Here is a 19683-nt window from a genome sequence, read left to right on the forward strand (position 1 = left end):
CTAGCCGAGGCGCGTCAGCCGCTTGACGATGGACGGGGACCGCCCCGTGCCGACCTCCACCGGCACCCGTGCGGCGCCCGTGTCCACGACCCCGGCCTTCGTGCCGCGCTCGGGCTCGGCGGGCGGGTCGCCGTCGTATCCGACGGGCACGGTGAGGCCGGGCCAGCCGACGACGTTCACCGGCGACGGGGCGGCCAGCGCCTTCCTGCCGCCGAGCCCGTCCTCGATCCAGGCGACCGTCTGCCCGGGGCGCGCCAGCGGCGCCACGACCATGGCCTGCTCGGCCGCGACGAGGATGCCCTCCGCCGTGTTGACGGCGTCCGCCGCGCTGGGGGAGCGCTGCCCCATCACCGCGCCCACGATCAGGGTCTGCGTGCCGCCGACGTTCCGGTGCGCGGCGAACACGAAGTTCCCGCCCGCCGCGTCCGTGTACCCGGTCTTGCCGGCGACCACGCCGTTGCGTCCCAGGATGAAGTTGCCGCCCTGCCGCGGGGACCCGCCGCCGTCCGGCACGTACATCCGGTTGTTCACGATCTCGGTGAACGCCGGGATCTGCATGGCCGCCCGCAGCAGCTTCACCTGGTCGGCGGCCGTGCTGACGGTCCCGGAGTGGTAGCCGCTCGGGTCGGTGTAGCGCGTGCCGGTCATGCCCAGCCGCTTCGCCGCGGCGTTCATCTTCACCACGAACGCCTGGTCGCTCCCGGAGTCCCAGCGCGCCAGCTCGTGCGCCACGTCGTTCGCCGAGATGATGAGCAGGGACTCCAGCGCCTTGCGCTGGGTCAGCCGCTGGTTCGCCGTGACGCCGAGCAGCGACTCGCCGCGCCGCTTGCGCGCCGGGATCTGCGCCGCCGCCTGCGGCGACACCGTCAGCACCGGCCCCGCCTCGCCGGACTTCAGCGGATGCTCGCTCAGGTACACGTAGGCCGTCATCACCTTGGCGACGCTCGCCGTGGGCGTCGGCACGGCGCCGCCCGACGAGCCCATCGTCCCGAGGCCGTCCACGTAGAGCACCGCCTGGCCCACCGCGGGCCACGGCAGCACCGGCGCCTGCCCGGGGAAGGTGTGGCTCGAAGCGATGGCCAGCCGCACCGTCGGGTCGGGCGGCGGCCGCAGCAGCTGCCCGGCCACGAGCCCGGCCACGAGGACCAGCATGGCCGCGACGACGACGGGCCAGCGCCGCTTGCCCTTCCGCTTCTCCGCCACGGCGGGCGCGGCCGGAGGCACAGGTTGGGCCGGTTGGGCCGGAGGCACCGGTGGGGCCGCACCGTCCCAGGGCACGCTCCACTGCCCGGAGGTCCGCGCCGCCGGAGCCGGAAGCGCGGCCTCCCAAGGCCCGCCCTCCGCCGACAGATCCGGCAACCGCTCGACCCGCGTAGGGCCGGCGGACGAGGGCGCGCCGCCACGGACGTCGCCGGGGGCCTCGGGCCACATGGCCGGTGCGGCCGAGCCCTGGGCGTGTTCGCTCTCGGGCGGCGTGGAAGGACGCGGCGGAGCAGGCAGTGCCCGGTCGGCACGTGTTTCGGGGACGCCGCCGGGGCGTTCCTGCGGTCGCGGTGGCTCGGGAGTCGTGCGAGGCGCCCCTTGGGGACGTCCCGTCTCCGGGGGTGCCGTGTGCCGTGAGGGGGCGGTCGGCGCCGCGCCGGCACGGGCGTCGCGGACGTTGCCGGGTGCGCCCTGCTGCGCTGCCGGCGCGGGCGCGCCGGGACGTTCGCTGTCGGGCGGCGCGGGTCGCGCCCGGTCGCCGCGCGTTTCGTGGACGTCGCCGGGGTGTTCCCGGTGTTGCGGCGGCGCCGGGGCGATGCGCGGGGCCGCGGCCCGAGGACGCTCGGTGTCGTGCGGCGCGCCAGAGGGCGCCGCGTGTCGTCGCGGCGGGGCGGGTGGAGCCGCGCCGGTACGGGCCTCTGGGGCATCGCCCGGCGTTTCCCGCTCTGTCTCCGGCTCAGGAGCGCCTTGGGGGTGTCCGGTCGCGGGACGTACCGCGTGGCGGCCGCTGGTTCGGGGCGTTGCGGCCGGTGGTGGCTCGTCGTCGGCCTTCGGGGGCGCGGCATGGCGCCGTGCCGGGGTGGTGCGCGCCTCGCGGGCCTCGTCGGTGCGCTCCTGCGTTTCCTGCGGCGTGGCGGCGGTGCGGTCCTGCTGGGGCGCGGTGGTCTGCGGGGTGCGGTCGTCCTCGGTGTGTTCTTCGGCCGGGGACTCCTGCGGCGGGGAGGCGGTGCGGCTCTCCTGGGCGGGCTCCTCGTCCTGGGCGGACGGTGACGTGGGGCGCCAAGGCTTGGTCTCCGGGGACGGAGGAGCGGCGGCGGGCGGAGCCTCCCGTTCCGGCTCCTCTTTCGGGGGAGGAGGCGTGAACTGGACGTACCATGTGCTGCCCGCCGGTTCCTCGGACGCCTCGTCGCCGGCCTCGTCAGCGGCCTCGTCAGCGGTTTCGTCAGCGGTTTCGTCCGCGGCCTCGTCCAGGTCCTCGTCCGTGGCCTCGTCCACGACCTTGTCGGTCTCGTCGCCGGGCTCGTCCTGCGGCTTGGCGGGACGGCGGACGGCGATGTCCGGACGGGTCAGGTTGACCTTCACCGGCACGCGGAACTCGGCGGTTCTGTTGCGCGCCGGTTCCGCGTCAAGCTCGGCGTCGTCGCCCACGTGCAGACCCCCTCTGCTCGTCCCCGACAGGCGGCGGAGCGGTCCTGCCGACAACCCCGTGCATATAGAGGATGCGCATTTTATCGGGAAGGTTCGCCGGGTTCCGTATCGGCGCGCGGTGTCGCCGTGAACCTGGGGCGCGGGTTGCGGAGATACATCGCTGACAACGTCCCCGCACGGGAAGGCCCGGTGCGCATGCCATGGTGGCCGCGATGACCGTTCCCCCGACGGCTCGGGAGTGCGACGCCGCTCTCATCGAGCGCTCGCTCGCCGATCCCGAGGCGTTCGCCGCGCTGTTCGACCGCTACTCGGCGATGCTCTACCGCTACGTCTCCCGCAGGCTCGGGGAGGCCGCGGAGGACGTCGTCGGGGAGACGTTCCTGGTCGCGTTCAGCAAGCGGCACCGCTACGACCTGGAGCACCGGGACGCGCGGCCGTGGCTGTTCGGCATCGCGACGAAGCTGGTCGCGCGGCACCACCGGGCGGAGGCCGCGCGCTACCGGGCGCTGCGGCGCAGCCCCGTGGACGGCCCGGTGGAGGGGCCCGACGACCGCGTGGCGGCGGGCGTGACCGCGTCGGCGACCCGTCCCGTGCTGGCGGCGGCGCTGTCCGGCCTGGCGCGCCGCGACCTGGACGTCCTGCTCCTGGTGGCCTGGGGCGACCTGTCCTACGAGGAGGCGGCGCGGGCGCTCGGCATCCCGGTCGGCACGGTCCGCTCCCGCCTCAACCGGGCCCGGCGCAAGGTGCGCGCGGCGCTCGGCGACACCGACCCGATGCGCGAGGAGGCGTGACCGTGGACGATCTGGACCTGATCCGCGGCCTCGGCCGCGACCTGGAGCACGAGCCGCCGCCGTCGCTCGCCCGGCAGCGGAGCCGGCTGCTGGACGAGGCGCGGCGCGGGCGCCGCGGCACGGTGCGCTGGACGGGCATGGTGCGGTGGACGGGCATGGTGCGGTGGACGCTGCTCGGCGTGGTCGCGGTGGTCACGGCCGCGGCGATCCTCGTCCCGGCGGTGGTGCTGCACGGGCGCGGCGCGAGGCCCGCGGCGACCGGCTCGACCGCGCCCACTACCGCCAGGGCGCTGAACGTGCTGGTCATCGGGCTGGACGCCCGCCACGGCGGCCTGTCGCGCTCGGACACCCTGATGCTCGTGCACGTCCCCGCCGATCGGAAGAGGCCGCAGGTGGTCGGCATCCCGCGGGACGTCCTCGTGCGGATCCCCGCCTGCGGCCGGACCCCGGCGCGGCAGGCGACGGTCAACACGGCGTTCCCGCTGGGCGGCGCCGCCTGCACGCGCCGGACGGTGGAGGCGCTGACCGGCGCCCGGATCGACCAGACCGTGACCATCGACTTCGGCGGGTTCACGCGAGTGGTGGACGCGCTCGGCGGGGTCGAGGTGACGCTGCCGAAGGCGGTCGACGACCGGAACTCCGGGTTGGAACTTCCCGCGGGCCGGCACTTGCTGAACGGGACGCAGGCGCTCGCCTACGTCCGGGTCCGGCACGGCCTCGGGGACGGCTCGGACCTGGACCGGGTCAAGCGGCAGCAGCGCTTCCTCGCCTCGCTGGCGCGACAGGCCAAGGCCCTCTCGACGCAGAACCCGCTGAGGTTCGCGCGCTTCCTCACCGTCGCGGCCGGTGCGGTCGAGAGCACGCCGAAGCTGGACCCCGGGGCGCTGCGCACGCTCGCGCGGGGGTTCGACGGGAGCGGCGGGGTCGCCGCGGCCACGATTCCGGTCCGTCCCGCGCCCTCGGACCCGAACCGGCTCGTGGTGGACGAGGCCGCGGCCATGAGGGTGCTCGCGCCGTTCCGGACGCGATGAGTGATCCCCCGTCTGCGGGGTAGGGCCGCATCGTTCCCGGCTACGACCCACGAGCAAGGAGTGAGCGATGGCCACGAAAGTCCGCGACATCATGACCGGCTCGCCGACGTCGGTGTCGCCGGAGCTCGACATCGTGACCGTGGCGCGTGCGATGCGCGACGAGGAGATCGGTGCGGTCCTGGTGGCGGAGGGCGACGACCTGAAGGGCGTCGTCACCGACCGCGACCTGGTGGTGCGCGGGCTCGCCGCGGGCGGCGACCCCACCCAGGCCAAGATCGGTCAGATCGCCAGCAAGGTGACCGCGACGGTGGGGCCCGACGACTCCCTCGACAAGGCCGCGCAGATCATGCGCGAGCGGTCCGTGCGGCGGCTCCCCGTCATGGAGGACGGCCGTCCGGTGGGCATCGTGTCCATCGGCGACCTGGCGATCGAGCGGGACGCGGCGTCTGCGCTCGCCGACATCAGCGCGGCACGCTCCAACACCTGACCCTGCCGACCTGGGCCGGCACGGACCCAGGGCAGCACGGACCTAGGCCAGCACGGACAGGAGCCGCTCCAGTTCCTCGTCGGTGTTGTAGTAGTGCACGGAGGCCCGCACGGCCGCTGGACGGGCGTGCGGGTCGTATCCGTGTGAGATCGGGTCGGTCACGTTGACGTTGACGCCCCGCTCCCTGGCCGCCGCCTTGACGGCGGCCGGGTCGCGTCCGTCCACGGTGAAGGTGACGATGCCGGACGGCCGCGCGCCCCTGTCCAGGACGGTGATCCCGGGCCGGGCGGCCAGTTCCTCCCGGAGCCGGGCGGCGAGGCCGAGGACGCGGTCCTCGATCCGCGCCGTCCCCAGGTCGGCCGCGTAGTCGGCGGCGACGCCCAGTGCGATCTGCCCGGCGACGTGCCGTTCCCACGTCTCGAACCGCCGGGCGTCCTCGCGCATCTCGAACCCGTCCGGCGCCTTCCAGTCGGCCGCCTGAAGGTCGAGGAACGGCGGGACGAGCGTCCGCAGGATGTCGCGCCGGACGTACAGGAACCCTGTGCCGCGCGGGCCGCGCAGGAACTTGCGCCCCGTCGCCGACAGGATGTCGCAGCCGATCTCTCCGACGTCCACCGAGAGGTGCCCCACCGACTGGCAGGCGTCCAGGAGGTACAGGACGCCGTGCGCACGGCACAGCCGACCGACTTCGGCGGCCGGGTTGATGAGCCCGTTGTGCGTGGGAATGTGGTTCAGCGACACCAGCCGGACGTCGCCCTTGGCCAGTTCGGCCTCCAGCGCGTCCAGAGAGAGTGTGCCGTCGGGCTCGTCCGGGACGACCTCCACGCGCGCGCCCTTGGCCGCGGCCACGTGCTGATAGGCGATCGCGTTGCTGGAGTACTCGCTCGTCGTCGTCAGGATGCGGTCGCCGTCCGCGAAGGGGATCGCGTAGAACGCCATGTCCCACGCCCGGGTCGCGTTCTCCACGAAGGCGATCTCATCAGGACGGGCCCCCAGAAGCCTGGCGACGGCGTCGTAGAAGTGCGCGATGGGCGCCTCGTTCTGCTCGGCGGCCTCGTATCCTCCGATCAGTGACTCCAGCTCGAAATGGCCGGTGACGGCGTCGATGACGGGGCGCGGCGGCAGCGCGGCCCCGGCGTTGTTGAGATGGGCCACCCGCGCGCAACCGGGAGTGTCGGATCGGACCTTGTCGATGTCCACAGGCGCCCTTCCTTCGCGGAACTGTCGTACCCCCGCGGGATCCTGGGATCCGGCGGCGACTTGACCTCAAGCTTTCTTGAGGTCGCATGCTTGCTGTTCCAGGCTAACGATCACAGGGGTCTCCATGGACATGGAAGTCACGGCGTGGATGTCGCTGCACCACGCCATGAACGCGCGCGACAGCAGGCCGTTCTCCCGGGCGACGCTGCGGCGCATCGGCCGGTTCGCCCGCCCGCACCGTGGCATCCTCACGGCCTTCCTCCTGCTCAGCGTGATGATGGCGGTCATCGCCGTCGCGACGCCCGTCCTCGCCGGATGGGTCGTCAACGCGATCGTCGACCATGACGCCACGTCCACGGTCGTGTGGCTGGCCATAGTGATCGCGGCTCTGGCGCTGGCCGAGGGCTCCCTCGGGCTCGTCAACCGGTGGCTGTCCGCGCGCATCGGCGAGGGGCTGATCCTCGACCTGCGCACCTCCGTGTTCGACCACGTCCAGCGCATGCCGGTCGCGTTCTTCACCCGGACCCGCACCGGCGCCCTGGTCAGCCGGCTCAACAACGACGTGATCGGTGCCCAGCGCGCGTTCAGCGACACCCTCTCCGGGGTGGTCAGCAACCTCGTGACGGTGCTGCTGACCTTCGCCGTGATGGTGCGCATCTCCTGGCAGATCACCTTGCTCGCGCTGGTCCTGCTCCCCGTCTTCGTCCTCCCGGCCCGCCGGATGGGCAGCCGCCTGGCGAAGCTCGAACGCGAGGCCGCGTCGCACGACGCCGCGATGAGCACGCAGATGACCGAGCGGTTCTCCGCCCCCGGCGCGACGCTGGTGAAGCTGTTCGGGCGCCCGGCGCGCGAGTCGGCCGAGTTCGCCGCCCGGGCCCGCCGCGTCCGCGACATCGGGGTCCGCACCGCGATGGTGCAGCACGTCTTCATCACGGCGCTCACCATGGTCTCGGCGCTCGCCCTCGCGCTCGTCTACGGCGTCGGGGGGTTCCTGTCCCTGCGCGGCCACCTCGACGCGGGCGCCGTCGTCGCCCTCGCCCTGCTGCTCACCCGCCTCTACGCGCCGCTGACCGCCCTGGCCAGCTCCCGCGTCGAGGTGATGAGCGCGCTCGTCAGCTTCGAGCGGGTCTTCGAGGTGCTCGACCTCAAGCCGCTCGTCGCCGAGAAGCCCGAGCCCCGCGACGTGCCGGAGGGCCCGGTGGCCGTCGAGTTCGACAACGTCACCTTCGCCTACCCGTCCGCCGACAAGGTCTCCCTCGCCTCCCTCGAAGAGGTCGCCACCCTCGACACCCGCGGCGGCGTCGACGTCCTGCACGACGTCTCGTTCCGCGCCGAGCCCGGCCAGATGGTCGCCCTGGTCGGCTCGTCCGGCGCGGGCAAGTCGACGATCGCGCAGCTGCTGCCGCGCCTCTACGACGTCGACTCCGGCGCCGTCCGGCTCGGCGGCGTCGACGTCCGCGAACTGTCGTTCCAGGCCGTCCGCGACACGCTCGGCATGGTGACGCAGGACGGGCACCTGTTCCACGAGTCGATCCGCGAGAACCTCCTGCTGGCCCGACCCGAGGCGGCCGAGGAGGAGCTCTGGGACGTCCTGCGCCGCGCCCGCCTCGACGCCCTCATCGAGGGCCTGCCCGACGGCCTCGACACCATCGTCGGCGAGCGCGGCTACCGCCTGTCCGGCGGCGAGCGCCAGCGCCTCACCATCGCCCGGCTGCTGCTCGCCCGCCAGCGCGTCGTGATCCTGGACGAGGCCACCGCGCACCTCGACTCAACGTCGGAGGCCGCGGTCCAGGAGGCCCTGACCGAGGCCCTCGAAGGCCGCACCGCCGTCGTCATCGCGCACCGCCTGTCCACTGTCCGCGCCGCCGACCTGATCCTCGTCGTGGAGAGCGGCCGCATCATCGAACGCGGCACCCACGAGGAACTCCTCGCCGCGGACGGCCGCTACGCCGATCTCTACCGCACCCAGTTCGCCGACGACCCGCCTCTGGAGCCCGTCGCCTGACCACCGCAGGGCGTCTCGCCGCCCTGCGCGGGGTCAGCGCAGGTCGGCGAGGAGGTCGTGCAGGGAGCGGAAGACGCCGGAGCGCCACCCGCTGCCCATGCCGCGGAAGGCGTGGGCGTTGACGGGGTCGTCCAGGTCGAAGCCCGCGTGCTCGACGAAGAGGCGGGTGCCGTGCCCTTCGGGGGCGAGCCGCCACGTCACCGTCGTGTCGAGGCCGCCTCCGCGCCAGCTGATGCGCAGCAGGCTCCCCTCCTCGACGTCGAGGACGCGGCACGCGATCGACCCGTCGAAGCCGATCGCCGGGATCGGCCCGGCGGTGAACGTGAAGCGGTGCCCGGCGACGGCCTTGAAGTCGTTCGGCATCAGCCACCGGGCCAGCAGGTCCGGCTCGGTGAGCGCCCGCCACACCTTCGCGGGCGGATGCGGCAGGAACTCGTCCACCTCGATCGAGGCCCGCTCACCGCTCATGTTCCCCCCTCTTCCACGTCGCACCCCGCGGAAACGGGCGACGGCGACGGCGACCGACACCAGGACGATGCCGGCGGTCCACGCCGGTGCCCGCCGGCCGGGCCCGCGCCTTCCCGAACCGCTTGACCAGGGCGGACGCCTCGCCGACAGGGGTCACAGGTCCTCCTCGTCCAGCAGGTCGCGCAGGTTGGCGAGCTTCTCCCGCCAGAACCGCTCGTACGGGGTGAGCCACTGCGAGAGCTCCCGCAAGGGCGCGGGTTCCAGCCGGTAGAGGCGCTGCCGGCCGTTGCGCCGCTCGCTGACCAGTCCGGCGTCGCGCAGCACCTTCAGGTGCTCCGACACGCTCGGGCGGCTCATCGCGAAGTGCGCCGCGAGCTCGTTGACCGGGCGCGGCCCGTCCAGCAGGAGGGCGGTGAGCTCCCGCCGGACGGGGCTGGCCAGGGCCGCGAAGACGTCCGACGTCAACGTGCGGCCAGCACGATGCCGTTGCCGTCGGGGTCGGTCAGCGTCGCCTGCCGCCCCCAGGGAAGGTCCTGCGGGCCCTCGACCCGGACCCCGGCGCTGCGCAGGTGCTCGCAGTCCGCGTCGAGGTCGGTCGTCTCCAGCATGAGCCCGTGCACGCTGCCGGGCGCCGCACCGGGCACGTGGTCCGCCAGGACGACGTTCGTCTCCGCGCCCTTGGGCGCCAGCTGGAGCCAGCGCATCGGGCCCGTCGAGCGGTCCATCACCACCTCGAAGCCGAGCTTGCCCGCGTAGAAGTCCTTGGCCGCGTCCTGGTCGGAGACCGGCACGGTCAGCAGCCGCACATGCGTGATGTTCATGGCCCCGAAGATACGTAGGGGATATCCTACCTGTCAAACGTAGGGAAGTTCCTACGCGTCGGCGGCGATGTTTGCCGGGCGGGCCGGGTGGCAGGTTGAGGGCATGCGTGCCGTCACCTATGGCTCCTTCGCCAGCGACAACTCGCACCTGCGGACCGGGGACGTCCCGGACCCGAAGGTCGGCCCGGGGCAGGTCCTGATCGAGGTCCGCGCGGCGGGGGTCAACCCCGTGGACTGGAAGGTCATGGCCGGCGGCCTGGACGGGATGATGGACGCGATGTTCCCCGTCATCCCCGGCTGGGACGTCGCCGGGGTCGTGCGGGGGAGCGGTCCCGACACGCCGGAGTTCGCGGACGGCGACGAGGTCATGTCCTACGCCCGCAAGGACGTCGTCGGCGCCGGGACGTTCGCGCAGTTCGTCGCGGTCACGGCGGACGACGTGGCGCGCAAGCCCGTGTCGCTCGACTGGAACCAGGCCGGCGGGCTGCCGCTCGTCGGGATGACCGCGCAGCGTTCGCTGGACCGCCTGGGGGTCGGGCCGGGCGACGTCCTGCTCGTCCACGCGGCGTCCGGTGGGGTGGGAAGCCTGGCGGTCCAGATCGCCCGGGACCGTGGCGCCCGCGTCATCGGCACGGCCTCGGAGAGGAACCACGAGTTCCTGCGCGACCTCGGCGCCGAGCCGGTCGTCTACGGGGACGGGCTGGCCGAGCGCGTCCGGGCCCTGGCGCCCGACGGGGTGTCCGCCGTCGCCGACTTCGTGGGCGGCCAGCTCGACACGACCCTCGCCGTCCTGGCCGAGGACGGGCGGCACGTGTCCGTCGCCGACAACACCGTCGAGGAGCACGGCGGCCACTGGATCTGGGTCCGTCCGAGCGGCGCGAAGCTGGCCGAGCTCGGGGCCATGGCCGACCGCGGCGCGCTCACGGTGGAGGTCGCCGGGACGTACCCGCTGGAGAAGGTGGGCGAGGCCTTCGACGCCAGCCGGGGCGGGCACACGCGCGGCAAGCTCGTCATCACACCGTGACCGCAGGACCGACCTGAGCCGCTAGATCGACTTGCGCGCCAGACCGGCCCGCCGGGCCCTCTCCCGGCGCTGGTGGTCGGCCTGCCGCCGGGCCTTGTCCTGCGCCGACCAGGTCGCGGGCTGCATGCACATCAGCTCACCCGTGCCCGGGACGAGGATCACTCCGCCGAACGGGTCGTCCCCGGCGAACCACACCCCGTTCTCGATCCCCCTGGGCCACCGGTCGGAGCACAGCGGCTCCCGGGCCGACATGCGCGGAGAACCGCCGGCGCCGAGGGTCAGGGACCGCACCCCGTTGCCGCGCAGGTTCGACTTCTGCACGGGGGAGCGGAACTCGAAGTCGTAGACCTTCAGTATCCGGGCGCATTTCCGCATGGAGACGATCTGGGGAAGCCAGAACCTCGTCCCCAGCAGCAGCGCCACCATCCCCGTGCCGACGAACGGGTAGAGGTAGTCGACGTCCACGGCGAGCGGTACGGCCACCATCGCGACGGAGACCACCGCCACCAGCAGGTACCGCCCGATGAGGATCTTGTAATGGTGCTTCACCGGGCCTTCGCGGTCCGTGCCGTCCGTGGCATAGGGGACGGCGGCGCCGAACGGCCCTTCGAGCAGCACATGCAGCGCCAGGAGCACCACGGTGGCGAGCCCGAGCATCCCGGGGATCGCGAGCCAGAAGAAGCCGTCGCTGAGGAGGGCGAGCACGAGCCCGTAGGAGATCGCGTAGCCCGGGACGAGCCAGGCCGCCCACCACCACCGGCCCCGCGGGCCGGGGTCGGCCCCCGGCCGCTCGTCCGTCGGCGGCTCTCCGCCCGAGGCGGCCGAAGGTTCCGGCATGCCGCTCCACCCCTTCCGTCCGCCACGTCCGAAAATCGCGTGATCGTCCAAGGTAGAGGTGATCGTCCCCGCATGGCCACCACGCCGGGACCGGAGGTGGTAACTTGGTACCATGGTAAATGTTGAGCGGGTGCAGACCGGCGTGCGGATCGAGCGCAACGTGCTCAAGGTCCTCAAGGCGCTGGCCGAGTACCTCGACCTGTCCCTGGGCGACCTGGTCGAAGGCATCGCCCTGCACGCCTTCGAGGGGAAGGCCCCCTTCTCGCCGGAGACGCTCGCCAAGATCGAGCAGCTCAAGGACGTCTACGGCCTGACCCTGACCGCGGCGGACGCGCACACCCTGGACGAGACGCGATGAGCGGCGCCCGGCACCGGCTCACCGGCCGCCTGACGGTCGCGCTGCCTCCCGGCGAGGCGCTTCCCCTGTTCACGGCGCAGGGCGAGCGGCGGTGGGTCCCCCATTGGGAGCCGTCCTTCCCCGCGCCCGTCGCCGACGACGCCGAGCCCGGGACCGTCTTCCAGACACCCGACCGCGACCAGACCACCACCTGGATCGTCGTGGACGCGACCCCCGGGCGGCGCATCCGCTACGCGCGCGTCACCCCGGGCGTCAGCGCGGGAACGGTCTCGGTCGTCCTGGAGCAGGCCGGCGACCACAGCAACGTGACCGTCACCTACGAGCTCACCGCACTGTCCGACGACGGAGCCGCCCACCTGCGCCGGTTCGCCGACGGCTACCCCGCCTTCCTGACGGGCTGGCAGGACGCCATCTCCCAGGCCCTGCACGCCGAGACCCTGGACAACGACGGCCAAGGCCCGACCGCCTGACCGGCGACCGACGCTCAAGGCGTGCACTCGGCCGGGGTGCCCTGATGGCCTCGTCCTTCGTCCCGAAGGCGGGCGGACGCGGCTGAACGCGGACGAGACGCCGGGACGGCGCCTCGCCCGCGCGGTGGGCCCGGATCGCGGCCCGTCGGAGCGGACGAGGCGCCATCTCCCCGCCGCGTCGTCTCCCGCGTGTGTGGGGACGCGGGATCGGACGAGACGGCGTCAGGACGGGCCCGGTCAGTCGACCAGGGCGCCGGCGGAGATGTTGACCTGCGTGGAGGTCAGGCAGGCGGCGTGGTCGGAGGCCAGGAAGGCGGCGACGCGGCCGACGTCGGTGAGCGTCGCGGTGCGCTTGAGCAGGGTGGCGTCCACCATCTGCTGCTTCACCGGGTCCGGCAGGCCGTCGCCGGGGATGCCGCCGGTGCGCATCGACAGGACGCGGACCGAGTGCGGCCCGAGCTCGCACGCCCACTGGCGGCGCATCGCCTCCACCATGTCGCTGCCGATCTGCACGGTCCCGAGGCCGGGCGCGCGGTTGGTGCCGTCGGACCCGCCGAAATGCAGGATCACGCCCGAGCCCTGCTTGACCATGTGCCGCGCGGCGGCCCGGGTGGTCACCAGGAACGAGCGCGCGACCTTCTCCATGGCGCGGCCGAAGTCCGCCGCCGGCATCTCGATCATGGGCCGGAACAGCGCGTCCTGGGAGATGAGGTTGACGGACACGTCGACGCTGCCGGCCGTCTCCACCACCGAGTCGACCCAGCCGTTCACGGCGTCCTCGTCCAGGGCGTCCACACGGGCCGTCTCGGCGAGGCCCCCCGCGGCCCGGATCCCCTCGGCGACGGCGTCGAGCCTGGCGGGGGTACGGCCCGCGAGGAACACCCGCGCGCCCTCGGCCGCGAAGCCGCGCGCCATGGCGCCGCCGATGTTGCCGCCTCCGCCGTAGATGACCGCGGTCTTGTTCTCGAGAAGCATCGTGGTTCTCCGTTCGTTCGAGGTGGCCACGACGCTACGAGCGCGGCGGGACGGCCCGCATCGGTCATCGAACGGGTGTTCAGGAGCGCAGGTCGGCGGGGGTGGACGGGGCCGAGGAGCGGCGCGGGTGGGGCGGGACCGGCGGGTGCGGCAACGGGCCTAAGTCATGTGTCCGATACCAGCCGGGCCAGCTCCACGCGGCGGGTGACGCCGATCTTCGGGTACGCCTTGTAGAGGTGGTGCCCGACCGTGCGGGGGCTGAGGTAGAGCTGCGCGCCGATCTCCCGGTTGCTGAGCCCGGCGGCGGCGAGCCGCACCACCTGGAGCTCCTGCGGGGTCAGCCGTTTCAGGGGGTCGGCGTCCCCGGACCGGGCCGCCGGACGGTCCCCGAGGACCTCCAGCTCGGCGCGGGCGCGCTCGGCCCAGCACTCGGCGCCGATCCGGGCGAACGCCTCCCGCGCCGCGGTCAGCTCCTCCCGGGCCTCGGTGCGGCGGCGCCGGCGGCGCAGCCATTCCCCGTACAGCAGCCGGGTCCGCGCGGTGTCGTAGACGCGGTCGCCGTGCAGGCCGAGGGCGGTGCGGTAGTGCTCGTCGGCCTCGTCCCCGGTGGCGAGCAGGGCGCGGCAGCGGGAGATCAGGGCCGTGCTCGACGTGGCCGCCGCCCACGTCTCGAACGCGGGAAGGTGGGTGCGGGCCAGCTCCGGGCGCCCGGCGCGCACGGCCGCCTCCGCGTGGTCCGGGACGGCGCGGATCAGCACGTCGTGCCGGGCGGGCCCGGAGCACACCGCGTCCAGCCGCTCCAGGGCGGCTCCGGCGTTCCCCTCGGCGAGGTCGAGCAGGCCGAGGCCCCAGGACGCGAGCGCGGTGTTGGTCGGGTGCAGGTCGGCGTGCTCGAGGACGCCCGCCGCCAGGGCGCGGCTGCGTCCGGCATCCGACTCCAGCCGCACCGCGATGCACCGCAGCGCGGTCACCTGCATGTCCATGCCGATGTCGGCGGCCAGCGACATGCCCTCGGCCGCCGCCGCGTCCGCGCCGCGCAGGTCGCCGAGCAGCACCCGCCCGATCGCGAGGGCCTCCAGGATGTAGGGGAGCCAGCCGAGCGCGCCCCGGGACCTGGCCTGCGCGGCCATCCCCTCCAGCAGCCCGGTCGCGCCGCGGTCGTCGGCCACGAGCAGGCCCATGAAACCGCCGATGATGCGCTCGACGACCTCCTCGACCTCGCCGCTCCGCGCGGCCTCGAACAGGGCCCGCATCGGCGGGACGGCCCCCGGCGCGCCGTCCGCCAGCCGCCCGTAGGCGATCAGCCCGGCGGTCACCGGCGCCTTCGCCGAGCCCGCGGGCAGCCGCACCGTCCCGAGCAGCTCGACGCTGCGCCGCACCAGGTCGTGGGCGCCCGCGTCCCGGGCGGCCCAGACGGCCTCCGTCAGCATGGACACCGCCTGCTCGGGGTCGCTCGCGGCGATGAGCGCCGCGCCCCGCAGCGCCAGCTCCGCGTCGGCCGCGGGCGAGGTGCGCTCGTAGGCGACCTGGGCGCGGATGAAGGTGGCCTCGGCGACGACCCCGTCCTGTTCGGTGAGGTGCTCGGCCTCCTCGGCGAGACGCGCGGCCTGGTCGGGCCGGCCGGCGTCGTAGGCGGCCCGCGCCGCGTGGACGAGCCGCCGGGCCTTGCCCTCCGGCTCGGTGCTGAGCCGCGCGGCGCGCTCGTACGCGGTGGCGACGGCGGCCGTGCCGCCGCGCAGCTCGGCGCGGTGCGCGACCCGTTCGAGCTCGGCGGCGACGCCCTCGTCGGGGCCGGTCGCGGCGGCCGCCAGGTGCCAGGCGCGCCGGTCGGCGTGCTCGTCGCCGGGCAGGGCGCGCGCCAGGGCGCCGTGGACGTCGATCCGCCGGTGGTGGGCCGCGTCCTGGTAGGTGACGGCGCGGATGAGCGGGTGGCGGAACCGCACCTCCCCTCCGTCCAGGACCACGAGCCCGGCCTCCTCGGCGGGGCCGAGGTCGGCGGGCGCGAGGCCGAGCGCGTCCCCGGCGCGCAGCACGATGCCGAGGTCGGCGGTGCTGTCGGCGGCGACCACCAGGAGCAGCCGGCGGGTGGCGTCCGGCAGCTCGGCCAGCCGGCGCCGGAACGTCTCCTGCACTCTGCCGCCGACCGGCAGCGGACCGGCGGGACGGGCGGGCCGCGACCGCAGGGCGTTCCCCAGCTCGATGAGCGCGAGCGGGTTGCCGGCCGCCTCGTCCAGCAGGCGCTCCCGCACCGGGACGGTGAGGCCGGGCGCGTGCGCCGCCACCAGGTCTTCGGCGGCGCCGCGGTCCAGGCCGGTCAGCCGCAGCACCTCCAGGCCGCGGTCGGGGAAGGGCCGGGCGCCGTCCCGGACCGTGAAGATCACGGCGATCGGGTCGGCGCCGAGGCGGCGGGCGGCGAACAGCAGCGCGTCCAGCGAGGCGCTGTCGAGCCACTGCGCGTCGTCCACCAGGCACGCCAGCGGCCGGTCGGCGGCCAGCTCGGACAGCAGGGTGAGGGTGGCGGCGCCGATCAGAAAGCGGTCGCCGGCCGGCCCGGCGGCGAGACCGAACACCGAGCGCAGCGCCGCCGCCTGCCGCTCGGGCAGCGCCTCGAAACGGTCGCGGTACGGATGCAGCATGAGGTGCAGCCCGCCGAACGCCAGCTCGCTCTCCGACTCGACGCCGGTGCCGCGAATGATCTGCATGTCCCCGGCGTCCGCCGAGATCCGGCCGAGCAGCGCGGTCTTGCCGATCCCCGCCTCGCCCCGGATGACCAGGGTCCGGCCGACCCCGGAACGGGCGTCCCCGAGAACCCCGGCGACGCGGTCCCTCTCACGGTCTCGCCCCATGAACACGCCGAAACACTACAAGCCGGGCCTCCCGCTCACCGGCCGGTCCATTCCAAGAAGAAGCGCCCCGGCGGCGGCTGGGAAGCCGCCACCGGGACGCCGATGTTCAGGTGGCCCTGGCAGGGGTCAGCTCTTGCCCTTTTCCTTCAGGGTCTGTGCCAGGTTCTCCGTGGTGTTGTGAAGGGAGGTCTGCGCGACCTTGCCGTTGTCGTCGACGATGTTGACAACGCCCGTGCCGCCGTTCGCCGGCGACTCGTCCCGCGCCATGTTGATGGCGGAGGTGGCGTTGGACTCGGGCGACTGGTCATTCTGGTAGTGGTAGTCCTTGTCCTGCTCAGCCATCTCGGCTCCCTTGTTTGGCGTGTTGGGTGACCTCCGTGCTGCCACCCCGCGGGTGATCGTTCCCGGCGAGACCGCCGCTGTCAAGGTCCGCACTTCGGACCAGGGATCCGGGGCGCGGCGGCCGTCCGGGAGGGGCGGGCGTGCGTCGCGCGAAAGCGCCGCGCGGGCGGCGGGACAGGTCCGCCGGGCGGGTTCGGGCAGGGCGACGCGGCGGAGGACGGGCGCCCGCGACCCCGGTTCATGTCGGAGGGGTTCCGTAGGGTGGGCGCATGTACTCGACGCGGGTGTCGCGGCACGTGAAGGCCCGGCCTTCGGAGGTCTACCGGGCGCTCATCGACGCGGACGCGATCATGACATGGCGGGTACCGGACGGCATGACCAGCACGGTGCACGAGTTCGACGGCCGCGAGGGCGGAGCGTTCCGGATCTCGCTCACCTACGACGCGCCGACCGGCACCGGCAAGTCGTCGGCGCACACCGACACCTACCACGGGCGATTCGTGGAGCTCGTGCCCGACGAGCGGGTGGTCGAGGTGTTCGAGTTCGAGGCCGACGATCCCGCCCTCCGGGGCGAGATGACGATGACCACGACGCTCACCGAGGTCGACGGGGGCACCGTCGTGCTCATCGTGCACGACGGCATGTCCGACACCGTGCCCGCCGCCGACAACGAGGCCGGCATGCGCATGGCCCTGGACAACCTGGCCGAGCTGGTCGAAGCGGGCTAGCCTTCGTCGAGGAGGCGGCGGGCGAGGATCGCCGCGCCCTTGACGGCCGCCTGGTCGTCCAGTCGCGTGCGCAGCACGCGGGGCGGGTCGCGGAACTTCAGGCGGGCGGCCAGGCGCGATTCGAGAGGGGTCAGGAGCGCGTCCCCGGCGCGGGCGAGACCGCCGCCCATGACCACGAGGCCCGGGTCCAGCAGCAGCGTCGCGGTGGCGAGGCCGTCGGCCAGGCAGTCGAGCGCCTCCGACCAGACCCGTCCCGCCTTCTCCTCGCCCCTCCCGGCCCGCGCGATCACCTCTTCGGCGGGGACGCCCTCGCCGTGGCGGCGGGAGACGGCGGCGGCGGAGGCGTAGGTCTCCAGGCACCCCCGGTTCCCGCAGGCGCAGGGCTCGCCGCCGGGACGGACGACGACGTGGCCGATCTCGCCGCTCCAGCCGACAGTCCCCGGGTAGGGGGCGCCGTTCAGGATCAGGGCGGCGGCGATGCCGGTCCCGATGGCCACGAAGACGAAGTCCCCCGCGCCGCGGCCCGCCCCCAGCACGGCCTCGGCCAGGCCGCCGGTGCGGACGTCGTGGCCGATGGCGACGGGGATGCCGAGGCGCTCGCGCGCCAGGCGCAGCATCGGCACGTCCCGCCACCCCACGTTGGCGGAGTGGACGGCCGTGCCCGTCGCCTCGTCCACGATGCCGAGCAGGGCGATGCCGGCCGCGCGGGCGGGAGAGCCCAGGGACGCGGCGCGGGCGGCGAGGTGGGCGGCGAAGTCGAGGACGCCGCCCACCGGGTCGGCCCGGTCGGTGGGTCGCGACTCGCTCGCCAGGACCCGTGAGTCCCCGTCTTCCCGCGCACTCTCACCGAACAGCGCGGCCTTCATCGTCGTGCCGCCCACGTCCAGGCCGATGAGGGTCATTTGACCGAGCCCGCCGTCAGGCCGCCGATGAGATAGCGCTCGATGAAGACGAACAGCACGACGACCGGGATGATCGCGATCAGCGAGGTGGCGAAGAGGTACTGCCAGTGCGCCTGGTACTGGGTCACGAAGGACGGGATGCCGACGGTGAGGGGGCGGCGGTCCGGGGACGCGGTGACCGTCAGCGCCACGATGTACTCGTTCCAGGCCGCGATGAACGTGTAGACGATCGCGGTGACCACGCCCGGCATGGAGATGGGCAGGGTGACGCGGGTGAGGGCGGCGACACGGCCCGCGCCGTCCAGGAAGGCGGCCTCCTCCAGTTCCTTCGGGATGCTGGAGAAGTAGCCGTGCAGGATCCAGATGCAGAACGGCAGGTTGAACGCCGCGTTCACCAGGATGAGCGACAGCAGCGTGTCGGTGAGGTCGAGCGCGACCATCTCCCGGTAGATGCCGATCACCAGCGCGGTCGGCGCGAACATCTGCGTGACCAGGACGAGCAGCAGGAACGCCCCGCGCCCCCGGAAGCGGTTGCGGGCCGTGTAGTACGCGGCGGGCATCGCGCAGGCGAGGGTGACCAGGGTGGCGGCGGCCGCGACGGTGAGGGAGACCCGCATGTACGTCCAGACGGGCGCGGCCGACCAGACGTCCGCGAAGTTCGACCACGTCCAGTGCGAGGGCAGGTAAGTGCCCGGCGACTCGGTCAGTTCGCGTTCGGGCTTGAGCGCGGTGACGAACATCTGCAGGTAGGGCAGCAGGAACGCCAGGGCGACCAGCCAGCCGACGCCCGTGAGGACGATCCGGCGCGTCATCGGACCTCCTCCCGCCAGCGGGCGGCGCGCAGGTACAGCAGAACCATCACGAGGATCAGGGCGAAGTTCACGACCGCCATCGCGCCGGACTCGCCGACGTTCTGGTCGTAGAAGGCGAGTTTGTACATGAAAGTGGTGGTGGTGTCGGTCTTGCTGCCGGGGCCGCCGCCCGTCATCGCCCAGATGATCGGGAACGAGTTGAACACATTGATCACGTTGATGATGGACGCGATGAGCACGGCGGGGCGCAGCAGCGGCAGCGTGATGGCGAAGTAGGTGCGCACGGGTCCGGCGCCGTCGACGCGGGCCGCCTCGTACACGTCGGCGGGGATCGTCTGGAGCCCGGCGAGGATGACGAACGAGGTGAACGGCAGCGACACGAAGACCGCCACCCACATCATCCACAGCATCGCCTGGCCCGGGTGGGCCAGCCAGTTCACCGGCTCGTCGATCACGTGCAGGTCGAGCAGCACGCGGTTGACCAGGCCGGAGTAGTTGTCCAGCATCCACTTCCAGATCAGCGCCGTCATCAGGACCGACGCCGCCCACGGGACGATGACGGCCCAGCGCACGACGCGGCGGCCGGGGAAGCGGGCGTTCAGCAGCTGGCCGAGGGCGAGCGAGAGCACCATGGTGATGACGACGACGCCGGCGACCCACAGCAGCGTCCGCAGCACGACCGGGACGAGGTCGTCCTCACCGAACAGGTCGGTGTAGTTGCCGCCGCCCCGGTAGCCGAGCGTGACGCCGGACGAGCTGATCTTCTGCAGCGAGGTGCGGACCATCTCGATGACGGGCCACAGCACGACGATCGCGATGAGCGCGAGGGACGGGGCGAGCCACGGCAGCGGCGCCAGGGCGCGTCCGGTCCGCCGGAGGAGGGAGGGGCGGGGGGCCGCCGCCGGGCCCGGTGCAGCTGGGAGCGCCAGTCCGTGCCGGTGGCGCGGTGGGAGAG

The 19683-nt window shown here is 73.6% G+C and carries 20 protein-coding genes; 8 read left to right on the forward strand and 12 right to left on the reverse strand.

What is annotated here, in order from left to right:
- Positions 1 to 2631, reverse strand: a complete 2631-nt coding sequence (locus AB0H37_RS11145) for a hypothetical protein (RefSeq protein ID WP_360612278.1) — start codon at positions 2629 to 2631, stop codon at positions 1 to 3.
- A 212-nt stretch (positions 2632 to 2843) separates the two neighbouring features.
- On the opposite strand from AB0H37_RS11145, the gene AB0H37_RS11150 reads away from it, so the two are divergent.
- The 3 genes from AB0H37_RS11150 (at position 2844) to AB0H37_RS11160 (ending at position 4940) form a co-directional block, all read left to right on the forward strand.
- Positions 2844 to 3422 carry an RNA polymerase sigma factor gene (locus tag AB0H37_RS11150; RefSeq protein WP_360612279.1) on the forward strand — a complete coding sequence of 193 codons (579 nt, stop codon included), beginning with the start codon at positions 2844 to 2846 and terminating at the stop codon, positions 3420 to 3422.
- Entirely contained in the window at positions 3419 to 4453 is a 1035-nt protein-coding gene (locus tag AB0H37_RS11155) for an LCP family protein (protein WP_360612280.1), read from the forward strand. The genes AB0H37_RS11150 and AB0H37_RS11155 overlap by 4 nt, the downstream gene beginning before the upstream one ends.
- A 67-nt stretch (positions 4454 to 4520) precedes the next feature.
- A complete protein-coding gene (locus AB0H37_RS11160) occupies positions 4521 to 4940 on the forward strand; it encodes a CBS domain-containing protein (protein ID WP_179837338.1) in 420 nt (139 codons plus the stop codon).
- A 42-nt stretch (positions 4941 to 4982) separates the two neighbouring features.
- On the opposite strand, the gene AB0H37_RS11165 is transcribed toward AB0H37_RS11160, so the two are convergent.
- Positions 4983 to 6140, reverse strand: coding sequence for an aminotransferase class V-fold PLP-dependent enzyme (locus tag AB0H37_RS11165; protein WP_329086060.1), 1158 nt, complete (start codon positions 6138 to 6140; stop codon positions 4983 to 4985).
- A 124-nt stretch (positions 6141 to 6264) separates the two neighbouring features.
- On the opposite strand from AB0H37_RS11165, the gene AB0H37_RS11170 reads away from it, so the two are divergent.
- Complete coding sequence (locus AB0H37_RS11170; RefSeq protein WP_329086062.1) at positions 6265 to 8145, forward strand: ABC transporter ATP-binding protein; 1881 nt, start codon at positions 6265 to 6267, stop codon at positions 8143 to 8145.
- 33 nt (positions 8146 to 8178) lie between these two features.
- Here the strand turns inward: AB0H37_RS11170 and AB0H37_RS11175 are convergent, their stop codons facing one another.
- From AB0H37_RS11175 to AB0H37_RS11185, 3 genes are all read right to left on the reverse strand, one after another.
- A complete protein-coding gene (locus AB0H37_RS11175) occupies positions 8179 to 8613 on the reverse strand; it encodes an SRPBCC domain-containing protein (RefSeq protein WP_360612281.1) in 435 nt (144 codons plus the stop codon).
- A gap of 153 nt (positions 8614 to 8766) precedes the next feature.
- Entirely contained in the window at positions 8767 to 9078 is a 312-nt protein-coding gene (locus AB0H37_RS11180) for a metalloregulator ArsR/SmtB family transcription factor (protein ID WP_360612282.1), read from the reverse strand.
- Positions 9075 to 9434, reverse strand: coding sequence for a VOC family protein (locus tag AB0H37_RS11185; protein WP_329086067.1), 360 nt, complete (start codon positions 9432 to 9434; stop codon positions 9075 to 9077). Before AB0H37_RS11185 ends, AB0H37_RS11180 begins: the two co-directional genes overlap by 4 nt.
- A 103-nt stretch (positions 9435 to 9537) precedes the next feature.
- Between AB0H37_RS11185 and AB0H37_RS11190 the strand changes: the two genes are divergently transcribed.
- Complete coding sequence (locus AB0H37_RS11190) at positions 9538 to 10458, forward strand: NADP-dependent oxidoreductase (protein WP_360612283.1); 921 nt, start codon at positions 9538 to 9540, stop codon at positions 10456 to 10458.
- 21 nt (positions 10459 to 10479) lie between these two features.
- On the opposite strand, the gene AB0H37_RS11195 is transcribed toward AB0H37_RS11190, so the two are convergent.
- Complete coding sequence (locus tag AB0H37_RS11195; RefSeq protein WP_360612284.1) at positions 10480 to 11295, reverse strand: hypothetical protein; 816 nt, start codon at positions 11293 to 11295, stop codon at positions 10480 to 10482.
- A gap of 112 nt (positions 11296 to 11407) precedes the next feature.
- Here AB0H37_RS11195 and AB0H37_RS11200 point away from each other — a divergent pair, with 112 nt between their 5' ends.
- Both AB0H37_RS11200 and AB0H37_RS11205 read left to right on the forward strand, forming a co-directional pair.
- Complete coding sequence (locus tag AB0H37_RS11200; RefSeq protein ID WP_179837330.1) at positions 11408 to 11653, forward strand: hypothetical protein; 246 nt, start codon at positions 11408 to 11410, stop codon at positions 11651 to 11653.
- Positions 11650 to 12123, forward strand: coding sequence for an SRPBCC domain-containing protein (locus AB0H37_RS11205; RefSeq protein ID WP_329086074.1), 474 nt, complete (start codon positions 11650 to 11652; stop codon positions 12121 to 12123). The genes AB0H37_RS11200 and AB0H37_RS11205 overlap by 4 nt, the downstream gene beginning before the upstream one ends.
- A 237-nt stretch (positions 12124 to 12360) precedes the next feature.
- Here the strand turns inward: AB0H37_RS11205 and AB0H37_RS11210 are convergent, their stop codons facing one another.
- The 3 genes from AB0H37_RS11210 to AB0H37_RS11220 all read right to left on the reverse strand — a co-directional run bounded on the left by AB0H37_RS11210 (position 12361) and on the right by AB0H37_RS11220 (position 16286).
- Positions 12361 to 13098, reverse strand: a complete 738-nt coding sequence (locus AB0H37_RS11210; RefSeq protein ID WP_360612285.1) for an SDR family oxidoreductase — start codon at positions 13096 to 13098, stop codon at positions 12361 to 12363.
- Positions 13099 to 13262: 164 nt separating this feature from the next.
- Positions 13263 to 15944 carry an AAA family ATPase gene (locus AB0H37_RS11215; protein ID WP_360612291.1) on the reverse strand — a complete coding sequence of 894 codons (2682 nt, stop codon included), beginning with the start codon at positions 15942 to 15944 and terminating at the stop codon, positions 13263 to 13265.
- Positions 15945 to 16070: 126 nt separating this feature from the next.
- Positions 16071 to 16286 (reverse strand): hypothetical protein, encoded by a 216-nt coding sequence (locus AB0H37_RS11220; RefSeq protein WP_360612286.1) that lies wholly within the window; start codon positions 16284 to 16286, stop codon positions 16071 to 16073.
- A gap of 269 nt (positions 16287 to 16555) precedes the next feature.
- On the opposite strand from AB0H37_RS11220, the gene AB0H37_RS11225 reads away from it, so the two are divergent.
- Positions 16556 to 17014: an SRPBCC domain-containing protein gene (locus AB0H37_RS11225; protein ID WP_329086081.1), complete on the forward strand. Its 459-nt coding sequence runs from the start codon at positions 16556 to 16558 to the stop codon at positions 17012 to 17014.
- On the opposite strand, the gene AB0H37_RS11230 is transcribed toward AB0H37_RS11225, so the two are convergent.
- From AB0H37_RS11230 to AB0H37_RS11240, 3 genes are read right to left on the reverse strand one after another with little or no spacing between them, the layout of a single operon-like run.
- Positions 17011 to 17916, reverse strand: a complete 906-nt coding sequence (locus AB0H37_RS11230) for an ROK family protein (RefSeq protein WP_360612287.1) — start codon at positions 17914 to 17916, stop codon at positions 17011 to 17013. The genes AB0H37_RS11225 and AB0H37_RS11230 overlap by 4 nt on opposite strands.
- Complete coding sequence (locus tag AB0H37_RS11235; protein WP_179837325.1) at positions 17913 to 18728, reverse strand: carbohydrate ABC transporter permease; 816 nt, start codon at positions 18726 to 18728, stop codon at positions 17913 to 17915. Before AB0H37_RS11235 ends, AB0H37_RS11230 begins: the two co-directional genes overlap by 4 nt.
- Positions 18725 to 19534: a sugar ABC transporter permease gene (locus tag AB0H37_RS11240; protein WP_360612292.1), complete on the reverse strand. Its 810-nt coding sequence runs from the start codon at positions 19532 to 19534 to the stop codon at positions 18725 to 18727. Before AB0H37_RS11240 ends, AB0H37_RS11235 begins: the two co-directional genes overlap by 4 nt.
- Positions 19535 to 19683: the final 149 nt, after the last annotated feature.

Source organism: Actinomadura sp. NPDC023710 (assembly GCF_040639875.1).
In the GTDB taxonomy this organism is placed as follows: Bacteria; Actinomycetota; Actinomycetes; order Streptosporangiales; family Streptosporangiaceae; genus Spirillospora; species Spirillospora citrea.